Below are 18,143 nucleotides of genomic sequence, written 5' to 3'. Positions count from 1 at the left end.
ATGAATAAAGATTACTACGCATTAATTATGGCTGGTGGCGTCGGAAGCCGTTTCTGGCCAGTTAGTAGAACAGAATATCCAAAGCAATTTATCGACTTTTTTGGGGTAGGAAAAACCTTAATACAAAGCACTTATGAGCGTTTTTTGAAGATATGCCCTCCTGAAAACATTTTCATTGTTACCAATGAAATTTATTCTGATTTAATCAAGAGCCAACTTCCTTCATTGAGCGAGAACCAGATTCTTGCAGAACCTCTAATGCGTAATACCGCACCATGCATTGCCTACGGCAGTTTTAAAATTGCGGAGTTAAATCCGAATGCAACGATTGTAGTGGCACCATCAGATCATACAATCGCAGATGTAGATGGATTTGTAGACTCCATTCAACAGTCTTTAGATGCAGCGTCCAAAAATGATTGCCTTATTACCCTCGGTATCAAACCGAATAGGCCAGACACGGGTTATGGATACATTCAGCATACAGATTACGTTTTAAATACTGATACTGATTTGCACCGTGTTAAAACATTTACTGAAAAACCAAATTTGGAACTTGCTAAATCATTTATCCAAAGTGGAGACTTTTTATGGAACGCCGGTATCTTTATCTGGTCTGCAAAGTCTATACTCAAATCGTTCGAAAAACACCTGCCAGACATGTTCGAAATATTTAATCTGGGAAGAACAGAGTTAAATAAAGGCGGGGAAAAAGAGTTTATTAACAACGCCTATTTTCAGTGCACCAATATATCTATCGACTTTGGAATTATGGAAAAAGCCGATAATGTTTACGTACTACCTTCTGATTTTGGATGGTCTGATCTGGGCACCTGGGCATCGATATATGAGATGGCGGAGAAAGATTATGTAGGGAATGCTGTAATCCCTTCTGAACAGGTTATTATGTTTGATTCATCTAACTGTATGGTTAACGTGCCAAAGGATAAGCTTGTTATTTTAAACGGTTTACACGATTATATCGTTGTTGAAAATAATAATACATTGATGATTTGCCCAAGAAACGAAGAGCAAAAAGTAAAGGAATTTGCAGCTGAAGTAAAATCCAGATTTGGGACGAAATTCAGTTAATCTTTCAAAAATTTTATGATCTCACCTACATCACTAGGTTCGAAAATCCTAACCGATCTCAATATTAAGCTTTGAGAGAAGTTAGGATTTATAATATTACGACCCACTTGGGAAATCTTCATATCTAATCCATTGATATAGGAATTGTATTCAACTTGCGGTAATGATGACAAGGCAACTGCATTAATCCAGGCAGTATTTCTGGCAGTCTGCATACTAAAGTTGATCACAGATTCCTTGTGTTTGTTATCTACATACTCAACCAGTTTCATCGGCATACAAATTTCTTGTAAGTCTGTTTGTACACTATTCACTAAGCTTCCAATTACATTATTGATGAGGTTGAAATCAGCCTTAAGAAGCTGTATGTCAGTACCCTTGCTTACCTCTGCTGCTGCAATACCTAAATCTAAATTGATGTGTGCATTCATCCCGAGAAGTAAATGTTGTATCACGGTAAAGGGCTGCTTTGTGGCTTCGAAAGCAGTTTTCCAAGATGATGTGATCTTATCTCTTTTGGCGTAACTATAGTAAGCGCTGATGTACCGGTTGGCGAAAATTACATCCAAGCGCTCCATTCTTTGTGCATCAGCAAAAAAACCGTCCTTTATTCCCCTATCCACATCCAACGTCATTTTCCGATATAGACAGGCAAAATAGCCTAACCTTGATTTTTGAGCAATGCTAGTATTGATAATTTCATCTAAACGAGAAACAACTTCGGCAATGGTTTTGGCGGGTAGCATAAGTGTGTAATTCTTATTAAAAATAGCAAAATATTTTAAATAAGAAAGCTAACAGCCTATTTATCAATTAGGTTGTTCGTTGCCTTATGGCCTCATATAAGATTACGGCAGCGGAGACAGATACATTCAGGGACTCAATTTTACCTGACATTGGAATTTTAGCCAAATGATCGGCAACTCTTAATAAATCATTTGAGATCCCTTCATCTTCCGAACCCATTACAATTGCCGTAGGCATTGTGTAATCTGGCGCATAAATTAAATCTGTAGTTTTTTCGGTGCATGCTACCACCTGCAAACCACTTTCCTGTAAAAACAAGCAGGTTTTATGCAAATTCGCATGTCTACAAATCGGAATACTAAATAAAGCACCTGCCGAAGTTTTAATCGCATCTGCATTAATTTGTGCGGCATTTTTCAACGGGACAACGATCGCGTGAACACCTACACAGGCGGCAGTACGGGCAATAGCACCCATATTGCGCACATCGGTTACGCTATCGAGCACCAAAATTAGTGGTACTTCACCACTTTCAAAAATCGCAGGAACAATATCTTCGATGTTCTGATAGGTTATTGGAGAAATTACTGCAATTACCCCTTGATGATTTTTTTGAGACATCCTGTTTAATTTCTCAACAGGAACAGCATTTAGGGGGATCAGCGTATCCTTAAGCAAGGCTTTAAGCTCTAAGAAAAGTTCACCACCTAAGCCACGTTGCTGGTAAATGGTTTCGATATCTCTGCCAGCTTTTACAGCCTCTATCACCGCCCTGATACCAAATACAAACTCGTTGTTCTCTTTTGGTCGCTGTGGTCTTCTAAAATTATCCATGATTTCAAATTGTTTGGCAAAAGTATTCAAATAATTGTTCTGGCACTAATCTAATAGGTGGCTTATTAACATTTAATTGTTTAAAATAACGATCTCGTCGTGCTAACCTTCCAAACCAAATTTCCTTATCAGGAAATTTGTTAACAAACTAGTAGTAACTTAATCGAACATGGAGTTAAACTTTTAATTACTTTTGTGAAATGAGTATCGATAACGGACAAGGCGGAAAAAATAGTTTAACAGCGAGAAAGGCACGACTGAATACCACGGTTAGCTCAATGGGAAAGCTACCACCACAGGCATTGGATTTAGAGGAAGCGGTGCTAGGCGCATTAATGCTGGAAAAAGATGCCCTATCGGCAGTAATTGACATTCTGAAACCAGAAGTTTTTTATCAGGAAGCTCATCAAAAAATTTTCGAAGCAATACACATGCTGTTCGAAAAATCTAAGCCAGTTGACATTTTAACCGTAACCGCAGAGTTACGCCAAATGGGGGCATTAGAAATGATTGGCGGTGCTTATTATATCACCAATTTAACCAACAGGGTTGCATCTGCTGCGAACATAGAATACCATGCCCGAATTATCTCTCAAAAATACATTCAAAGAGAGTTGATTAGAATTTCTACTGATATTATTACGACAGCATACGAGGATACTGCAGATATCTTCGACTTATTGGATCATGCAGAAAAAGGCTTATTTGATATTGCCCAAAACAACTTGCGCAGAGATACGCAGAAAATGGATGATATTATTAAGCAATCTTTGGCTACGTTAGAAGAGTTAAGAACAAAAACAGATGGTTTAACAGGCGTTCCAACCGGGTTTACTGGCTTAGATCGAATTACCGGGGGATGGCAAAAACAAGATTTGGTAATTATAGCTGCCCGACCTGCCATGGGAAAAACGGCTTTTGTTTTAACATGTGCTAGAAATGCGACAGTGGATTTCCAAAAACCCACAGTAGTGTTCTCATTGGAGATGTCATCTGTTCAGTTGGTGAATCGTCTAATATCTGGAGAAGCTGAAATTGAACAGGAAAAAATAAGGAAAGGAAATTTACAGGAGTGGGAATGGCAACAGTTACACAGCAAGATTGGCCGTTTAACGGAAGCTCCTTTACTAATTGACGATACTCCTGCTCTTAATATTTTTGAATTTAGGGCAAAATGCAGAAGGCTTAAGTCTCAGTATGATATACAATTGGTAATTGTGGATTATTTGCAATTGATGCATGGTAAAGGCGAAGGTGGTAAAGGTGGCGGTAACCGTGAACAGGAAATTGGTAGTATTTCAAGGGCGCTTAAATCTGTTGCAAAAGAATTAGATGTTCCAGTTCTTGCACTATCACAATTAAGCCGTGCTGTAGAGAGCAGACCTGGTTTGCAGGGTAAACGACCAATGTTATCAGACTTACGTGAATCTGGATCGATTGAGCAGGATGCGGATATGGTACTTTTCCTTTACCGCCCAGAATACTACGGGATAACTGAAGATGAGCAAGGCAGATCGCAAGCGGGTATTGGTGAGGTAATTATAGCAAAGCACCGTAACGGTGAAACAGGGATTGTACCCCTTCGCTTTATTGGGAAGTTTGTAAAATTTGCTGATTTAGAGGAAGATTTTAGCGCACCAAGTTCATTCGCAGCTGCAGACCCATCTGCTGGTATGTATCCATCGCAAGATTTTGAAAAACAAAGTAACGTCATCATTCGTCCATCTAAAATGGATGATTATAATGATGATGATCCACCGTTTTAGAGAAGCTTAGCACCTTATTAATATTGCAGGTTTTGATTCAGCTTTTGAATAAGCTAGAGGCACGTTGTTGTTGTATAGCAGTACTTGCTTTGGTATCTAAACCTGACAGTGCGGATACCGGCCTCGTGGCTAAGGCCTGCAGGCGTATAAGCGAATGGCAGGGCTAACGGTAATGAAAACGACTAGCTTTGCTTTTCTGATTTTAAAAAATGTAGCCAATCATTATTCCAGCCAGCACAATAAGTGGCGGACTTACTCTGGTAAAATTCAACAATAAAAATGTGACCGCCATAATGGCTAAAAATAGCCAATTAAAGCCCATTGGAATTAATAGAAGTATAAATGCAGCAATGATGAACCCTACACTTACGGCGTTTATTCCGGCCAGGCTATGTTTGATTCTGGAGATTTTTTTTAGATCATCCCAAAATGGCACGATAAATAAAACCAAAATTAACCCGGGTAAGTTGATGCCCACAACGCCGATAATACCCCCCAAAATTTGCCCCCAGGTGCCATAGCCAAATGTTTTCATACTTAAAGCGCCTAAGTAACTTGTAAAGGAAAATGTGGGACCAGGTAAGGCCTGCTGCAGCGCAAAGCCCGATAAAAAACCAGGGGCCTGCAGGTAATGTTTCATATCTACAAACTCCGTAAACATAAGCGGCACCAATACCTGGCCCCCGCCAAAAACAAGGATGCCATTACGATAAAAATTTTCTAGTAAACGGATGGGCAAACTGAAAGGCGAAGTTCTATTAATGATTGCCCCAACCATTGCAAAAAGTAATAAAGCTCCCAAAAAGTAAATCATTTTTTTTGGGTTGATATTAGAGAATAGCCTAACGCGAAGCTCAGACTCTTCTTTTGGAGCAGCTATCGCTGAGGAAATGATTGCGCCTACCAAAATCGCCAAGGGAAATACATAAGCATTTCTAAGTACAAAGGTGGCTACAACCGAACCGAAAGCTAGAAAAATGGCCACTTGGTTTGTGAGCACTTTTCTGCCTAGTTTCCAGGCTCCATATGCTACAATACCTAGCGCAATTGGTTGGATATATTCCAAGACATCGCTAAACTTTTGTTTTTGATCTAGTAAGGCGTAACTAATCGCAGCAAAAGTCATGATGGAGGCTGTAGGCAAAATCCAAATTAAGAATGTAATTATGGCTAATTTTAACCTGCCAACTTTCCAGGCTATTCCTACTAATGTTTGGGTAGACGCCGGACCAGGCAGCACTTGTGCCAAGGCGTTTAGTTCTAACAATTCTTCTTCTGAAATAAACTTGCTGCTATGTACAAAGTACTTTAAAAGCAACGCCAAATGTGCTTGCGCACCTCCGAAAGATGTGAAAGTGAAAAATAATACATTATGCAGAAAAAGCAACTGCTTTCTGGATGAGATGGGTTGGGTTTGCATGGGCTGGCTTTAGATACTAGTCATCTTCATAATCTAAACCCGCTGCTTTATTATAAGCACCCTGTAATTCTGAGAACGCATGCATATCTCGTTTGCCTCTGGCGATTTCCATTCCTTTCTGGTAGATTTCAATTGCTTTCTCTTTGTCTCCATCTTTTTCTAATAATTTGCCAAAATGGTAATAGGTTCCAACATAATCTGGATGTTCATTGGTTAACTTAAGGTAAAAAGCATACGCTTTTTCCATATTATTTTCAGTGTTATACTCTGTGGCTAAGGCATATAGAATAAAAGGGTCGTTAGGTTCACTTTCTAAAAACTCCAATAACTTTGCTAAACGGGTAGATGACATTTTATTTCCTTGCTTTTTTAATTAAATTTGCAGAAAGACCTTTAATATAAATTGTAATACTATGAAAATACTAGTTTGTATCAGTAATGTGCCCGACACCACTACAAAAATAACTTTTACCAACGATAATACCGAATTCAATACCACAGGCGTGCAATATATAGTTAACCCTTACGATGAAATTGCACTTTCTAAAGCTATAACCCTTACCGAGGGTGGAAAAGGTACTGTAACAGTGATTAATGTTGGTGAGGCTGCAAACGACCCGACAATTAGGAAAGCACTGGCTATTGGAGCAGACGATGCTGTACGTATTAATGCTGCGCCCCGGGATGCGTATTTTGTTGCGAAACAAATTGCCGAGTATGCTAAGGGCCAAGATTTTGATATGATTTTAACCGGGAGAGAATCTATTGATTACAATGGGAACCAGGTTGCAGCAATGGTGGGTGAGTTTTTGGATATTCCATCTATTTCTATTATTAAAAAACTGGAGTTGGATGGAGATACAGCTACAATTGAGCGAGAAATTGAAGGTGGCAAAGAAATAGTTCAGGTAACAGGGAAATTTATAGCCAGTTGCGCAGAGGGTGTTGCAGAACCTAAAATACCTAATATGCGTGGCATCATGAGCGCCAGAACGAAGCCATTGGCAGTTGTAGAGGCTGTTGAAGTAGCTGAAGTTACAAAGGTTACTAAGTATGAAACACCGGCTCCACGTGGTACAGTAAAATTGATACCGGCAGATGAAACAGCTTCTCTAATTGCTTTGTTGCATAGTGAAGCAAAAGTGATTTAATCTTTAATCAAAATAATTAATCAATCGTTTTTAAGATATCCATTTCGGATAAAGACATAATTATATGGCAATATTAGTATATGTAGAACAGGCTGAAGGAAAATTTAAGAAATCTGTTTTTGAGGCAGTTTCTTATGCCAAAGCCATCGCTAACCAACAATCAACAAATTTAACAGCTATATCAATTGGCGATGTTGCAGAGGGCGAACTTAAAGAATTAGGAAAATACGGTGCCCAAAAGGTACTTAACGTGAGCTCCGAGCAGTTGAAAACCTTTGTGAACCAGGCTTATGCAAGCGTGATTGCAGCGGCAGCTGCTCAGGAAAGTGCAGATATAGTGGTATTATCTAATTCTTTTTCTGGAAAAGGACTTGCGCCACGTATAGCTGTTAAACTAGAAGCTGGTTTAGCAGATGGCGCAGTAGAACTACCAAGCACCGATGGTAAATTTGCTGTCAAAAAAACAGCCTTCTCTGGAAAGGCTTTCGCAATTACAGAACTTACATCGGCAAATAAAGTTATCGCTTTAAATCCAAATGCCTTTGGTGTAAAAGAAAATCCGACAGAGATTTCTATTGAAAACTTTGCTGCAGATGTTAAACAATCAGATCTAGGCACTTTGATTAAGGATATTGTGAGGGCGACAGATAAAGTATCATTGCCTGATGCGGAGTTAGTTGTTTCTGCTGGCAGAGGATTAAAAGGACCTGAGAACTGGGGTATGATTGAAGAATTGGCAAACCTTTTAGGTGCGGCGACTGCTTGTTCTAAGCCTGTATCTGACGCTGATTGGCGTCCACATTCAGAACATGTTGGACAAACAGGGATTGCGATTAGTCCAAATTTGTATATCGCAATTGGTATATCTGGTGCCATCCAACACCTGGCGGGCGTAAGCTCATCTAAAGTAATTGTAGTCATTAATAAAGACCCGGAAGCACCTTTCTTTAAGGTAGCTGATTATGGTATTGTTGGAGATGCATTTGAAGTAGTTCCAAAATTGATTGAGGCTTTAAAGGCACACAAAGGATAATTTTGTCAGCGGTTAGTTGTTAGAACTTAAAATGATTTTGAACAATTAACCTGGCAACAAAGCGTATGAAGAAAGTTAAGTTAGATATTGTAGGATTATCTTACAGCCAGACCCAATCTGGTGCCTATGCCCTGGTGTTAGGAGAAGTGAACGGTAGAAGGCGTCTGCCCATTATAATTGGCGCATTTGAAGCACAGGCCATAGCAATAGAAATTGAAAAAATGACCCCAAGTAGGCCATTGACCCATGATTTATTTAAATCGATGGCCGATACGTTTCATATCAACATTCAGGAAATTATCATTTACAACCTCGTTGATGGTGTTTTCTATGCGAAACTTATTTGCAGTGACGGCAAAAACGTACACGAAATTGATGCCAGAACATCAGATGCAATTGCCTTGGCGGTTCGGTTTAATGCCTTAATCTATACCTACGAGTTCATTTTAGCTTCTGCCGGAATTGTGATAGAGGGCAATGATTTTCTTTTTTTGGAAAATATGGATGCCATTGCGAAGGAACCAGATGCAGATAGCACGCCCAATGTTGCTAAACAGCAAAATTTCGGCGATTTATCATTAGAAGAACTGCAGCAAAAATTGCAACAGGCTATTGCAGATGAGGCTTACGAAAAAGCGGCCAGGTTACGAGATGAATTGAATAAACGAGGCACATCTTAATAGAAATTTCTGCTCATGAAGCTGATAGAAATGCTGGTTTTTATCACTCACTAGAATAACAATAACAAAATATAGTAAGCGCCCAAATTGTGTAAAATAATTTGGGCGCTTTATTAAATTATGTTTCAAATAAGTTCTATATTCAGCCTTTACTTTCAAAAATCAAACAAACACTAATATGATGAATGTTAAGTTTCGCTTAACGCTGATGAGTTTCATGCAGTTTTTTGTATGGGGCGCATGGCTTATCACTATAGCAAATTATTGGTTCGGTACCAAACAATGGGATGGAACACAGTTCGGCGCTATTTTCGCCACAATGGGTTTTGCTTCGCTTTTCATGCCAACGCTTACTGGAATTATTGCAGATAAATGGGTTAATGCGGAAGTACTTTACGGAATCTTACACATCCTCTATGCAGCTGTTTTGTTTTACCTTCCCCAGGTAGAAACACCGAACGCATTCTTTTGGACAATACTCGTAGCCATGTGTTTTTATATGCCAACCATTTCATTAAGTAATTCTATATCTTATACTACCTTAAAGTCTGGAAACCTTGATGTTGTAAAAGATTTTCCTCCAATCCGCGTTTGGGGAACTGTTGGGTTCATCGCCGCCATGTGGATTACCAATTTAACAGGAAACAAGGCAAGTGCATATCAGTTTTACATTGCTGGTACTGGTGCTTTACTATTAGGTTTATCTTCCTTTTCTTTACCAAAATGCGTTCCAAGCAAATTAATTTCAGAAAAGGCATCCTTAATTCAGACGCTTGGTTTAGAAGCTTTCAAGCTTTTTACCAACTATAAGATGGCTTTATTTTTCATCTTTTCAATGTTTCTGGGTGGTGCATTACAATTAACAAATGCCTACGGGGATGTGTTTCTAGATGAATTTAAACATTTCCCAAAATATGCAGACTCTTTCGTAGTAAAGTATTCTACAATCATCATGTCGATATCTCAGGTTTCTGAAACTTTATTTATTTTGGCCATACCTTTTTTTCTGAAACGTTTCGGTATCAAAAAAGTAATGATTATTGCCATGCTGGCCTGGGTTTTCCGATTCGGCTTGTTTGCATATGGTAATCCTTCAGGTAATCTCTGGATGATTATTTTGTCGTGTGTTGTGTATGGCATGGCATTCGACTTTTTTAATATCTCGGGTTCCTTATTTGTGGAAACATCTACCACAGCAAAAACAAGATCTTCTGCGCAAGGGTTGTTTATGATGATGACAAATGGCTTCGGCGCTGTCTTTGGAAGTTTAGTTTCTGGGTGGATGATTGATAAATATTTCACAAAATCTTTCATAAACATCAGAGAAACTTCTGAATTTGTAGGCTCAGACCCTAGTAATAGCAACCTTATCGATTTTGTTAAAAGCCAGGGCGTGAGCATGATGGATAATGGCACGTTCGACAAGGCTATCCATATGAAAGACTGGCACCATATCTGGCTTTCTTTTACAATTTATGCATTAATCATTACCGTACTTTTTGCTGTTTTATTTAAGCATAAACACACTAAAGCTGAAGAAAAAGCCATTGATGCAATTACCCATTAACTTTCTCAAACTCATCTATGTCAACAGGTAAATACAGAAAAGAGCACAACTGCTTAAACTGTGGTTCGCATGTAGAAACCCATTATTGTAGCAATTGCGGTCAACCTAACCTAGAGCTCAAAGAAAATTTCTGGGGTTTTATTAGCCATAGCATTGCTCATTATTTTCATTTTGATAACAAGTTTTTTCAAACCTTAAAGCCACTACTTTCTAATCCTGGCCAGGTAACATTAGATTATCTGGCTGGAAAACGTGCTCGCTACATCAATCCCGTAAGTATGTATATTTTCGTTTCGATTGTATATTTTCTAATCGCATATACACCTAAGCATATAGGAACTAAACAGAATGGTACTAAAGTTAATGGTAAAGAAATAATAGACAGCACCAATAAAGAGCTTGAAAGAGCAGGATTGGCGAAAAACTCTCCAGCCATTGCAAATGAAGCGAAGAGCATAATTGTTGAGCGAATTGATAGGGAGACTTTCTATGATCAGTCGTTTATTGAACAAAAACGTGAGCTAGATGATTTAAGAGAACAAGCTAAAACAAATAATAGTGATTCCCTTAGGCAAATTATCGAGGACTACAACGATATCCATGCCAGCCGCAACGATAGTACGTATGAGGCATATCTCGCACGTCAGAAAACGTTACCTACTTCAAAAAGGGATAATTGGCTGGAACGCATGTTTAAGCAAAGATCTATCAAATTAAGCCAGAAGTCTGAAATTATACAAGAAACCTTAGAGCATAATAGACCAAAACAATATTTTTTATTGATGCCCTTATTGGCACTTTTTATCATGTGGAATTTCAGAAAAAACCACATTTACTACCTGGATCATCTTATTTTCACGATACATGGGATGACGGCATATTTCATTGTTCAAATAGTAGCAACGCCATTAACACATCGCGTGTTTGGAGAGCATTCCTGGGTAAGTGCAACCATCGGTTTAGCGGTAATTGTATACGTCTTATGGTACATGTTCAAGGCATTGTCTAAATTCTATAAAAGGAAAACCAGTACTACCATCTGGCGTATGATGTGGATATTTTTCATGTATGGCTTTGCTTTTTTAATTACTGAAAAGATCATGATTAATATCATTTCTTTTATTACAAGCTGACCAACACTCGTTTTAAACAAAAAGATCCCGCCAATTTTGAATGTTAGCAGGATCTTTTTTATGAGATTAGGAATATTATTTCCTATCGTTCAATGGCACAAATTTTCTGTCGGTTTCGCCAACATAGACTTGGCGAGGGCGACCAATTGGCTCCTTGTTCTCGTGCATCTCTTTCCACTGTGCAATCCATCCGGGTAAACGACCTAAGGCAAACAACACCGTAAACATTTCGGAAGGGAAACCTAATGCCCTGTAAATAATTCCAGAATAAAAGTCTACGTTTGGATAAAGCTTTCTATCAACAAAATATTGATCCGTCAATGCAGCCTCTTCCAGCTTTTTAGCTATATCTAGAATCGGATCATTAATCCCCAAATTTTCTAAAATATCATCACAAGCTTTTTTAATAATCTTGGCTCTAGGATCAAAGTTTTTATAAACACGGTGTCCAAATCCCATCATCCGGAATGGATCATTCTTATCTTTAGCTTTATTAATCCACTTTTCAGTATCACCCCCATCTGCTTTAATTAATTCAAGCATATCGATAACAGCTTGATTGGCACCACCGTGAAGTGGACCCCATAACGCCGCAATCCCTGCTGCAATAGAAGCATATAAATTACAATCTGAAGAACCTACAATACGCACAGTTGATGCAGAACAATTCTGTTCATGATCAGCATGTAATATAAGAAGTTTGTTCATTGCATTTACAACAATCGGGTTAACATCATAGTCTTCTGTTCGCTGACCGAAAGTCATCCAAAGGAAGTTGGTAACATAATCATATTTATTCTTTGGATAAATAAGTGGATGCCCAAGAGACTTTTTGTAGACGAAAGAAACAATTGTTGGGAATTTGGCGAGCAACTTAATAATTGTTAAGTCTTGTTCTTCGGCAGTTTGGTTTGGTTTTAAACACTCAGGATAAAAGGTAGAAAGCGAAAAAATAAGCGATCCCAGTTGACCCATAGGATGAGATTTTGACGGATATCCATCAAAAAATTTCTTCATGTCCTCATGAATGAGGGTATGTTTACTAATATCAGCCTGTAAAGCTTCTAATTGTGATTGCGTAGGGAGGTCTCCATAAATAATTAAATAGATAACTTCCAAAAAACTTGATTTTGCAGCAAGCTCTTCGATAGAGTAACCTCTGTACTTTAATATACCTTGCTCACCATCTAAAAAGGTAATTTTACTCTTAGTTGAACCTGTATTTTTAAATCCGGTATCTAATGTTACGAAACCAGTTAGATCTCTTAACTTTGAAATATCAATGGCCTTCTCATCTTCCGTTCCTGTAATTACTGGCAATTCTATAGTCTTACCATCAACTTTGATCTCTGCAATATCTGACATATTATTGTATTGTGTTTATAGCTTTCTAAATTATATAAAATTAATATACGAGCATAACAAATCTGTTAAATTTATATGAATAAACCGTCAAACAGAAGTAACAATCATGCTTATTTCGTCATCCCTAAAATTATCAATTTGATTTTATTTCTTCGATAACGCGGCCGCACTCTAGCATTTGATCGCCATAGTATGGATTTTTAATATCTTTTGCAGTTGATAGCCAATCTCCACCATCACCTTTATTAGCCATTGGGCAGTGTTGAATGTAAAGGGTACCGTTTTCAAGCGCTGAACTTTTCATTAATGCAATAAGGTCGGCACTCAATGCTGTAAAGTTTTTTCGCTGATCTGCCAGATTTTGAGTCGATGCTATCCGCTGAGCAATTTCAGCAGTAAGCTCACACCCTTCTAGCTTAGCCAGACTTCTCTGCAATTTAACAGCTTCACCTTGAGCGGCTACCTCATCAGATTTCACCAACGCATCTTTCAATGATATATATGCTTCAAGCGTTGTATTTTTTTTATCCTCTTTAAAGGATACAACATTTATTTTTGCCGAAGAATCACTGTTGGTTGAATCGCTACGTTGTACTGAAGATTTATGTTCCGATTGACCGCAAGCCAGCAAGGTTGCTAATATCGATAATCCGAATAATCGTTTCATGGTATTTGGTTTTCCGCTCAAAATAGCGATTTAAATTTTAAAATAATAAAAAAAGCCCCGCAAATTGCAGGGCTTCCAAATATATGATGATGTAATTATAATTACAATTTGAAATTGTAAGCCAGGCGCAATGCATACTGACCAGTTTTTGGGAAATAATAAGTTGATGCGCTATCGTTTACGTAACCTTCGTATCTCACGCCTGCATCAAATCCACCAAATTCGAAACCGAATCCACCAGAATAAATGAAGTTAGTTTTAGCACCGTCTTGGATGGCAAAACCTGCTCCAGCTTCAGTAGCAATGTACATTTTCTTAATTGGAAATACTTTAACACCACCTTTAACTGGGATGAAATCTGGATCAACGGTATTGTTTTTAGACATTAATTTAGTGTAACCACCAGAACCGGTTACAGCTACGTATGGTGTAAGGTCCCATTGTAATTTTAAATCGGCACCGTAGGCATAATCCATTGGAGATTTATCTCTAAAGATACCACCACTAACGCCAACACCAACTTTAAAACCCATTCCAGAGTTCATAGTAGCATCGGTTGTAGTCATTGTTTGTGCTTTTACGCCTGTTGTAGCGAAAATTGCAAGGGCTGCTGCTGTAGCAAAAAATTTAGTAATTGTTTTCATGATAGATATTTTTAAATTATTAATTAAGGGTTTTTGGAATATACGTAAACGCGGATGTTTTAGATTTGTTAATTTTCATTTTTTTCAGAATTAACAAAACTTAGAGAAATCCCAAGGTTGAGATTTCTCTAAGTTTATTGCTTACAGACTAAATCCGTAAGCTAAGCGGATGCCGGCAAAACCGATGCTTCCATTATTAGAATAACCTTCATATTTTGCGGCAAGGTCTAAACCATTGCTCCAGGCGTAACCAATTGCAGGAGAATAAACAAATGATGTTCCAGCACCTTTGTTAGTGCCAAACCCTGCACCAAGTTCAGCTAAACCATAGGCACCAGCACCAGAATCATTGAAAAAATATTTTGCACCAGCTTTAACAGGGATTACTCCGAAGCTTCCTCCACCAAAAGAATCTTTGATTGAAAAATTATTATATCCGGCAGTAACAGGAATAGACAGTTGCTTATCAACATTAAATTGATATCTGATATCTCCGCCTAATACTAGTCCATATCCAGTTGAGGTACCTGCTCCTACATTCAAACCGATTCCTAAATTGCGAGATTGTGCATTAACATTTGTTGATAAGAATAATGCCACTACAGCTGCTGAGGTAGCAAAAATTTTAGTAATTGTTTTCATTATAAGGTGATTATTTTAAAGTAAATTAATATATCACCCCAATTACAAAACTTGTGCCAAACGAGCGTTTTTAATATGATAAAGGGCTTTTTAGCATCGAGATTACAAAAAAACTGTTAAATATTTTTTTATAAAACTTTTTGCAGTAACTGCTGTTTTAGTAGATTGGTGTTCAGCGACGCGTTCAACCAATTGATTACAACACCATCTTTTTCCATTTTTCTAAAGAAGGTATTTTGTCGCTTGGCAAACTGGCAAATTGCAGTAAATAGATTTGCTCTCAATTCATCATATGTAATTACATTATCCAGGTAGCTAATAATGAATTTATATTCCAATCCATAAAATATTAAACTTTCCTTCGCTACACCCATTTTCAATAGGTTTTCTACTTCCTTAATCATTCCGTTAGCAAGCCGTGATTCAAGCCTAGTCCAAATTTTTGTACGTGTGTGTTGCACTTCGCTTTTTAAACCGAAGATAAGTGGAATAAGATCGGGACGTTGCACTTCCTTAAGCTCATGATGCTCCAGGTATGTGGCAATTTCAATAGCCCTAATCAAACGCTTTTTGGAACTAATATCTGCATGACTTGTGTTTTTTTGGGGAAAGTTGGCCAACTCCACCAGCAAATCCTCGCGATCCTTTTCAATTAAAGATGCCCTGAGATCGGGATTCACCGGAACTGCGGTGTATTCTTGATTTTGTAATAAACTATGAATGTACATCCCGGTACCACCACAGAGAATGGGCACTTTATTTCTGGAAATAATAGATTCATATGCCGTAAAAAAGTCATTCTTGAAAGCATCTACATGGTAACGTTCCCCAGGATTTAAGATATCAATCAAATGGTAAGGAACTTTGTTGGTTTTAAGCTGATATTCAGACAAATCTTTGCCAGTTCCAATATCCATATGCTTAAATATCTGACGACTGTCTGCGCTGATAATTTCACCATTTAATACATCTGCAACCTCGACTGCTAATTTGGTTTTACCCGATGCAGTTGCACCCAAAATTACAATCAAATTGAACTTAGACATCCGTTAACCTTAAAATAAATTTTAAACTGCCAGTGTTAGATACTGAAGTTACATTTAAACTATCAATTAGTCGACTCCGATGTAAATCAGCATCTATTGTAAACCTTTGCGGGGGTAGAATATCTGTGAGTTCAAAACCTAAACCAAAATAAGCGGCTCCAGCAGACCAGTCTCTATCAGCATAAGTCATTAAGTCATCTGGCTTGGTAAGGTCAACAAAAAAGGCGATTAGTTTACTCAAACCCCCATTAACAGAGTAATTTGATTTAACCGCAAACCGGATCAGTTCTGACGATCTAAATTTCTCACTATAGTTCATATTTCGAAGAGAAGCAAAAGTCGCAACTGCCACTAATTCATCTTTAAAGTAAAGCCCTAATTTATAACGACTATTTACGGCACCCTGTAAATGGTGTACATTTAAGAAATCGCTAGCTTGTTTTTTATCTATTTTCCTAACAATTGTTTGTCTACCATGAATACGCTTATTCAAACCCGTAAGTGATGTAATCCTGGCAAGAACTTGATTTGGCTTTGTGAGCCATACATCTTCCCAAAGGTGGCAAATTTGGATTCCTTTGATCGCGTAATACTCTTGAAACGAAATCATCTCCATTGGTGTATGTGCAGACCCAATTGAAACTAAATTTATCCATACGGGATGATCAGTAATTTTCAATAGAGAGAAATCCCCGTCTAAACATAAAAGACACTTAAGTCTGAGTGCGCTAATATGCTCACTCAAACTTAAATGCCAATTATAATTCTCGTTTAATAAACCTGAGTGTTCCAAAGCGTACTAAATTATCTGCAATGATGCAGGGTCAAATTTAGTCTTCTGGAGCTTAAATCCACTGCTTTTCTTTAAAATTGGCGTGAATTATTTCGATAAAAGTATGTATCTCGCGAAGTTGTTCATCATCTAGTTTATTGATCTTGAATCCATCTTTATCCATTTCAAAATTAACCAAATTATCGCTCGATGGACTAAAATCCTCCGTGTTTAACTTTACCTCTACCTCATTGCCATTTATATAAATTCCTACAAAAAAACGCTCAGTAACTTTCCTATCGGCTGTCTGAGTATTTTTCTCACTGTACAAGTCATATCCTGTTTCAGAATTTTCGTGAACTGTATACCCTCTGGTTGCAAAAGGCTGTACGCTTGCTCTTATGGTCTGAAAAATTTCTACAAGGTCTGTTTTCATCTTATTTTAATTTAGATTAAAACACCCACATCGCAGTATTGTTTAAGGTTATTGCCACCATTTGAACGTTGGCATATATTTTCCCAATATCACGCTCTCGCCTAATCTTGGCGTAACAATGGGCATACCTTTTTCTTGAGCCGCCGCAGTTACTTCTGAGATAGGTTCGTTCCAGGGATGCATGGCCAGGCTAAACTTTCCCCAATGCACAGGCAGTAATGCTTTTGCTTGTAGATCAATTGCAGCCTTAACAACCTCGGTGGGAAACATATGAATGTAAGGCCAGTAAGCATTATATTGACCGCATTCTAAAACAGCCAAATCAAACGGGCCGTAGGTTTTGCCAATTTCTCTAAAATGCGAATCATAGCCAGAATCCCCGCCTAGAAACAGCTGGTGCTGGTCTGATTTAAGTACAAAAGCCGACCATAACGTTTGATTACGTTTAAACTTTCGACCAGTAAAATGTCTGGCCGGGACGGCTGTAAACGTAAGTTTATTAAACACATTTATACTTTCATGCCAGCATAATTCTATGATTTGATTAGGGTTAATTCCCCAACGTTCTAAATGCGAACCTACTCCTACAGACGTGATAATCTTTTTAGCTTGCGGTGCAATTGTTACAACACTTTCATAATCGAGATGATCATAATGGTCGTGAGTAATCAACAATACATCTATATCTTTGAAATGCGTTGATTTTACCAATTCGGTGCCAGGAAACGCTTTGCTTCCAATAAACGAGAATGGGGATGCAGCCTTACTGAAAATAGGATCAACCAAAATCCGCAGTCCGTTAATTTTGACAAGATAGGAAGAGTGTCCAAACCAGATAATTTCTGGCAAGTTTTCTGCCGGAATCGAGGTTAAATCCGGCGTTAAAAATTCTAAAGCGCTAGCTGGCATCTTATTAGGATGATCTCCAAAGAAAAATTCTTTCAAAATTGTCAAGTAACCTACACCTTCTGGTTGCATTGGTGTTGGAGATAAGTTTTCAAGAGCTCTGCCCCTATAATTTGGAAGCTGATGAATTCTGGCAGCTCTTGCACCATCTGGCAAACGGCCAAAAACTGGTAAATTTAGGATGACTACACCTGCAATGATTAGAAAAAATAGAACGACCAATAATATCATTTTATATATGT

At 38.0% G+C, this 18,143-nt stretch carries 19 protein-coding genes; 7 read left to right on the top strand and 12 right to left on the bottom strand.

Annotated elements, in window-relative coordinates:
- On the top strand, nucleotides 1–1,092 hold the full coding sequence (locus OQ268_RS06705) for a mannose-1-phosphate guanylyltransferase (RefSeq protein WP_265855344.1): 1,092 nt from the start codon (nucleotides 1–3) through the stop codon (nucleotides 1,090–1,092).
- Here OQ268_RS06705 and OQ268_RS06700 read toward each other — a convergent pair.
- Both OQ268_RS06700 and rlmB read right to left on the bottom strand, forming a co-directional pair.
- Nucleotides 1,089–1,838 carry a DUF5995 family protein gene (locus OQ268_RS06700; RefSeq protein ID WP_265855343.1) on the bottom strand — a complete coding sequence of 250 codons (750 nt, stop codon included), beginning with the start codon at nucleotides 1,836–1,838 and terminating at the stop codon, nucleotides 1,089–1,091. The two genes, OQ268_RS06705 and OQ268_RS06700, sit on opposite strands and share 4 nt — an antisense overlap.
- A 67-nt stretch (nucleotides 1,839–1,905) precedes the next feature.
- Entirely contained in the window at nucleotides 1,906–2,673 is a 768-nt protein-coding gene (gene rlmB / locus OQ268_RS06695; protein WP_265855342.1) for a 23S rRNA (guanosine(2251)-2'-O)-methyltransferase RlmB, read from the bottom strand.
- Nucleotides 2,674–2,873: 200 nt separating this feature from the next.
- Between rlmB and dnaB the strand changes: the two genes are divergently transcribed.
- Nucleotides 2,874–4,439: a replicative DNA helicase gene (gene dnaB, locus OQ268_RS06690; RefSeq protein WP_265855341.1), complete on the top strand. Its 1,566-nt coding sequence runs from the start codon at nucleotides 2,874–2,876 to the stop codon at nucleotides 4,437–4,439.
- A gap of 202 nt (nucleotides 4,440–4,641) precedes the next feature.
- Here dnaB and chrA read toward each other — a convergent pair whose 3' ends face one another.
- Together chrA and OQ268_RS06680 are read right to left on the bottom strand one after the other, a co-directional pair.
- Entirely contained in the window at nucleotides 4,642–5,859 is a 1,218-nt protein-coding gene (gene chrA / locus OQ268_RS06685) for a chromate efflux transporter (protein WP_265855340.1), read from the bottom strand.
- Nucleotides 5,860–5,875: 16 nt separating this feature from the next.
- Nucleotides 5,876–6,211 (bottom strand): tetratricopeptide repeat protein, encoded by a 336-nt coding sequence (locus tag OQ268_RS06680; RefSeq protein ID WP_265855339.1) that lies wholly within the window; start codon nucleotides 6,209–6,211, stop codon nucleotides 5,876–5,878.
- Between the two features lie 61 nt (nucleotides 6,212–6,272).
- Between OQ268_RS06680 and OQ268_RS06675 the strand changes: the two genes are divergently transcribed.
- The 5 genes from OQ268_RS06675 to OQ268_RS06655 all read left to right on the top strand — a co-directional run bounded on the left by OQ268_RS06675 (nucleotide 6,273) and on the right by OQ268_RS06655 (nucleotide 11,423).
- On the top strand, nucleotides 6,273–7,010 hold the full coding sequence (locus OQ268_RS06675; protein ID WP_265855337.1) for an electron transfer flavoprotein subunit beta/FixA family protein: 738 nt from the start codon (nucleotides 6,273–6,275) through the stop codon (nucleotides 7,008–7,010).
- Between the two features lie 64 nt (nucleotides 7,011–7,074).
- A complete protein-coding gene (locus OQ268_RS06670; RefSeq protein WP_265855336.1) occupies nucleotides 7,075–8,043 on the top strand; it encodes an electron transfer flavoprotein subunit alpha/FixB family protein in 969 nt (322 codons plus the stop codon).
- A gap of 65 nt (nucleotides 8,044–8,108) precedes the next feature.
- Nucleotides 8,109–8,723 carry a bifunctional nuclease family protein gene (locus tag OQ268_RS06665; protein WP_265855335.1) on the top strand — a complete coding sequence of 205 codons (615 nt, stop codon included), beginning with the start codon at nucleotides 8,109–8,111 and terminating at the stop codon, nucleotides 8,721–8,723.
- A 181-nt stretch (nucleotides 8,724–8,904) separates the two neighbouring features.
- Nucleotides 8,905–10,290 (top strand): nucleoside permease, encoded by a 1,386-nt coding sequence (locus OQ268_RS06660; protein ID WP_265855707.1) that lies wholly within the window; start codon nucleotides 8,905–8,907, stop codon nucleotides 10,288–10,290.
- Nucleotides 10,291–10,307: 17 nt separating this feature from the next.
- Nucleotides 10,308–11,423 carry a DUF3667 domain-containing protein gene (locus tag OQ268_RS06655; RefSeq protein WP_265855334.1) on the top strand — a complete coding sequence of 372 codons (1,116 nt, stop codon included), beginning with the start codon at nucleotides 10,308–10,310 and terminating at the stop codon, nucleotides 11,421–11,423.
- Nucleotides 11,424–11,498: 75 nt separating this feature from the next.
- Here the strand turns inward: OQ268_RS06655 and OQ268_RS06650 are convergent, their stop codons facing one another.
- From OQ268_RS06650 to OQ268_RS06615, 8 genes are all read right to left on the bottom strand, one after another.
- Entirely contained in the window at nucleotides 11,499–12,788 is a 1,290-nt protein-coding gene (locus OQ268_RS06650; RefSeq protein ID WP_265855333.1) for a citrate synthase, read from the bottom strand.
- A gap of 133 nt (nucleotides 12,789–12,921) precedes the next feature.
- Nucleotides 12,922–13,455, bottom strand: coding sequence for a DUF3347 domain-containing protein (locus OQ268_RS06645; protein WP_265855332.1), 534 nt, complete (start codon nucleotides 13,453–13,455; stop codon nucleotides 12,922–12,924).
- Nucleotides 13,456–13,556: 101 nt separating this feature from the next.
- Nucleotides 13,557–14,099 (bottom strand): hypothetical protein, encoded by a 543-nt coding sequence (locus OQ268_RS06640; RefSeq protein ID WP_265855331.1) that lies wholly within the window; start codon nucleotides 14,097–14,099, stop codon nucleotides 13,557–13,559.
- A gap of 141 nt (nucleotides 14,100–14,240) precedes the next feature.
- Nucleotides 14,241–14,741, bottom strand: a complete 501-nt coding sequence (locus OQ268_RS06635) for a hypothetical protein (protein ID WP_265855330.1) — start codon at nucleotides 14,739–14,741, stop codon at nucleotides 14,241–14,243.
- 128 nt (nucleotides 14,742–14,869) lie between these two features.
- On the bottom strand, nucleotides 14,870–15,787 hold the full coding sequence (miaA, locus tag OQ268_RS06630; protein WP_265855329.1) for a tRNA (adenosine(37)-N6)-dimethylallyltransferase MiaA: 918 nt from the start codon (nucleotides 15,785–15,787) through the stop codon (nucleotides 14,870–14,872).
- Complete coding sequence (locus tag OQ268_RS06625) at nucleotides 15,780–16,580, bottom strand: hypothetical protein (protein WP_265855328.1); 801 nt, start codon at nucleotides 16,578–16,580, stop codon at nucleotides 15,780–15,782. Before OQ268_RS06625 ends, miaA begins: the two co-directional genes overlap by 8 nt.
- Before the next feature lie 52 nt (nucleotides 16,581–16,632).
- The gene (locus OQ268_RS06620; RefSeq protein WP_265855327.1) at nucleotides 16,633–16,995 is read right to left on the bottom strand and encodes a hypothetical protein; all 363 of its coding nucleotides are present in this window, start codon (nucleotides 16,993–16,995) and stop codon (nucleotides 16,633–16,635) included.
- Between the two features lie 48 nt (nucleotides 16,996–17,043).
- Nucleotides 17,044–18,132, bottom strand: a complete 1,089-nt coding sequence (locus tag OQ268_RS06615) for an MBL fold metallo-hydrolase (RefSeq protein WP_265855326.1) — start codon at nucleotides 18,130–18,132, stop codon at nucleotides 17,044–17,046.
- Nucleotides 18,133–18,143: the final 11 nt, after the last annotated feature.

The sequence above is a fragment of the Pedobacter sandarakinus genome (genome assembly GCF_026240095.1).
GTDB lineage: Bacteria > Bacteroidota > Bacteroidia > Sphingobacteriales > Sphingobacteriaceae > Pedobacter > Pedobacter sandarakinus.
Note: the sequence above shows the minus strand (reverse complement) of the source record. Positions and strands in the feature narration are given on the sequence as shown.

Coding starts and splice junctions, on each gene's coding strand:
- OQ268_RS06705 (WP_265855344.1), top strand. CDS start 1: ATGAATAAAGATTACTACGCATTAATTATGGCTGGTGGCGTCGGAAGC.
- OQ268_RS06700 (WP_265855343.1), bottom strand. CDS start 1,838: ATGCTACCCGCCAAAACCATTGCCGAAGTTGTTTCTCGTTTAGATGAA.
- rlmB (WP_265855342.1), bottom strand. CDS start 2,673: ATGGATAATTTTAGAAGACCACAGCGACCAAAAGAGAACAACGAGTTT.
- dnaB (WP_265855341.1), top strand. CDS start 2,874: ATGAGTATCGATAACGGACAAGGCGGAAAAAATAGTTTAACAGCGAGA.
- chrA (WP_265855340.1), bottom strand. CDS start 5,859: ATGCAAACCCAACCCATCTCATCCAGAAAGCAGTTGCTTTTTCTGCAT.
- OQ268_RS06680 (WP_265855339.1), bottom strand. CDS start 6,211: ATGTCATCTACCCGTTTAGCAAAGTTATTGGAGTTTTTAGAAAGTGAA.
- OQ268_RS06675 (WP_265855337.1), top strand. CDS start 6,273: ATGAAAATACTAGTTTGTATCAGTAATGTGCCCGACACCACTACAAAA.
- OQ268_RS06670 (WP_265855336.1), top strand. CDS start 7,075: ATGGCAATATTAGTATATGTAGAACAGGCTGAAGGAAAATTTAAGAAA.
- OQ268_RS06665 (WP_265855335.1), top strand. CDS start 8,109: ATGAAGAAAGTTAAGTTAGATATTGTAGGATTATCTTACAGCCAGACC.
- OQ268_RS06660 (WP_265855707.1), top strand. CDS start 8,905: ATGAATGTTAAGTTTCGCTTAACGCTGATGAGTTTCATGCAGTTTTTT.
- OQ268_RS06655 (WP_265855334.1), top strand. CDS start 10,308: ATGTCAACAGGTAAATACAGAAAAGAGCACAACTGCTTAAACTGTGGT.
- OQ268_RS06650 (WP_265855333.1), bottom strand. CDS start 12,788: ATGTCAGATATTGCAGAGATCAAAGTTGATGGTAAGACTATAGAATTG.
- OQ268_RS06645 (WP_265855332.1), bottom strand. CDS start 13,455: ATGAAACGATTATTCGGATTATCGATATTAGCAACCTTGCTGGCTTGC.
- OQ268_RS06640 (WP_265855331.1), bottom strand. CDS start 14,099: ATGAAAACAATTACTAAATTTTTTGCTACAGCAGCAGCCCTTGCAATT.
- OQ268_RS06635 (WP_265855330.1), bottom strand. CDS start 14,741: ATGAAAACAATTACTAAAATTTTTGCTACCTCAGCAGCTGTAGTGGCA.
- miaA (WP_265855329.1), bottom strand. CDS start 15,787: ATGTCTAAGTTCAATTTGATTGTAATTTTGGGTGCAACTGCATCGGGT.
- OQ268_RS06620 (WP_265855327.1), bottom strand. CDS start 16,995: ATGAAAACAGACCTTGTAGAAATTTTTCAGACCATAAGAGCAAGCGTA.
- OQ268_RS06615 (WP_265855326.1), bottom strand. CDS start 18,132: ATGATATTATTGGTCGTTCTATTTTTTCTAATCATTGCAGGTGTAGTC.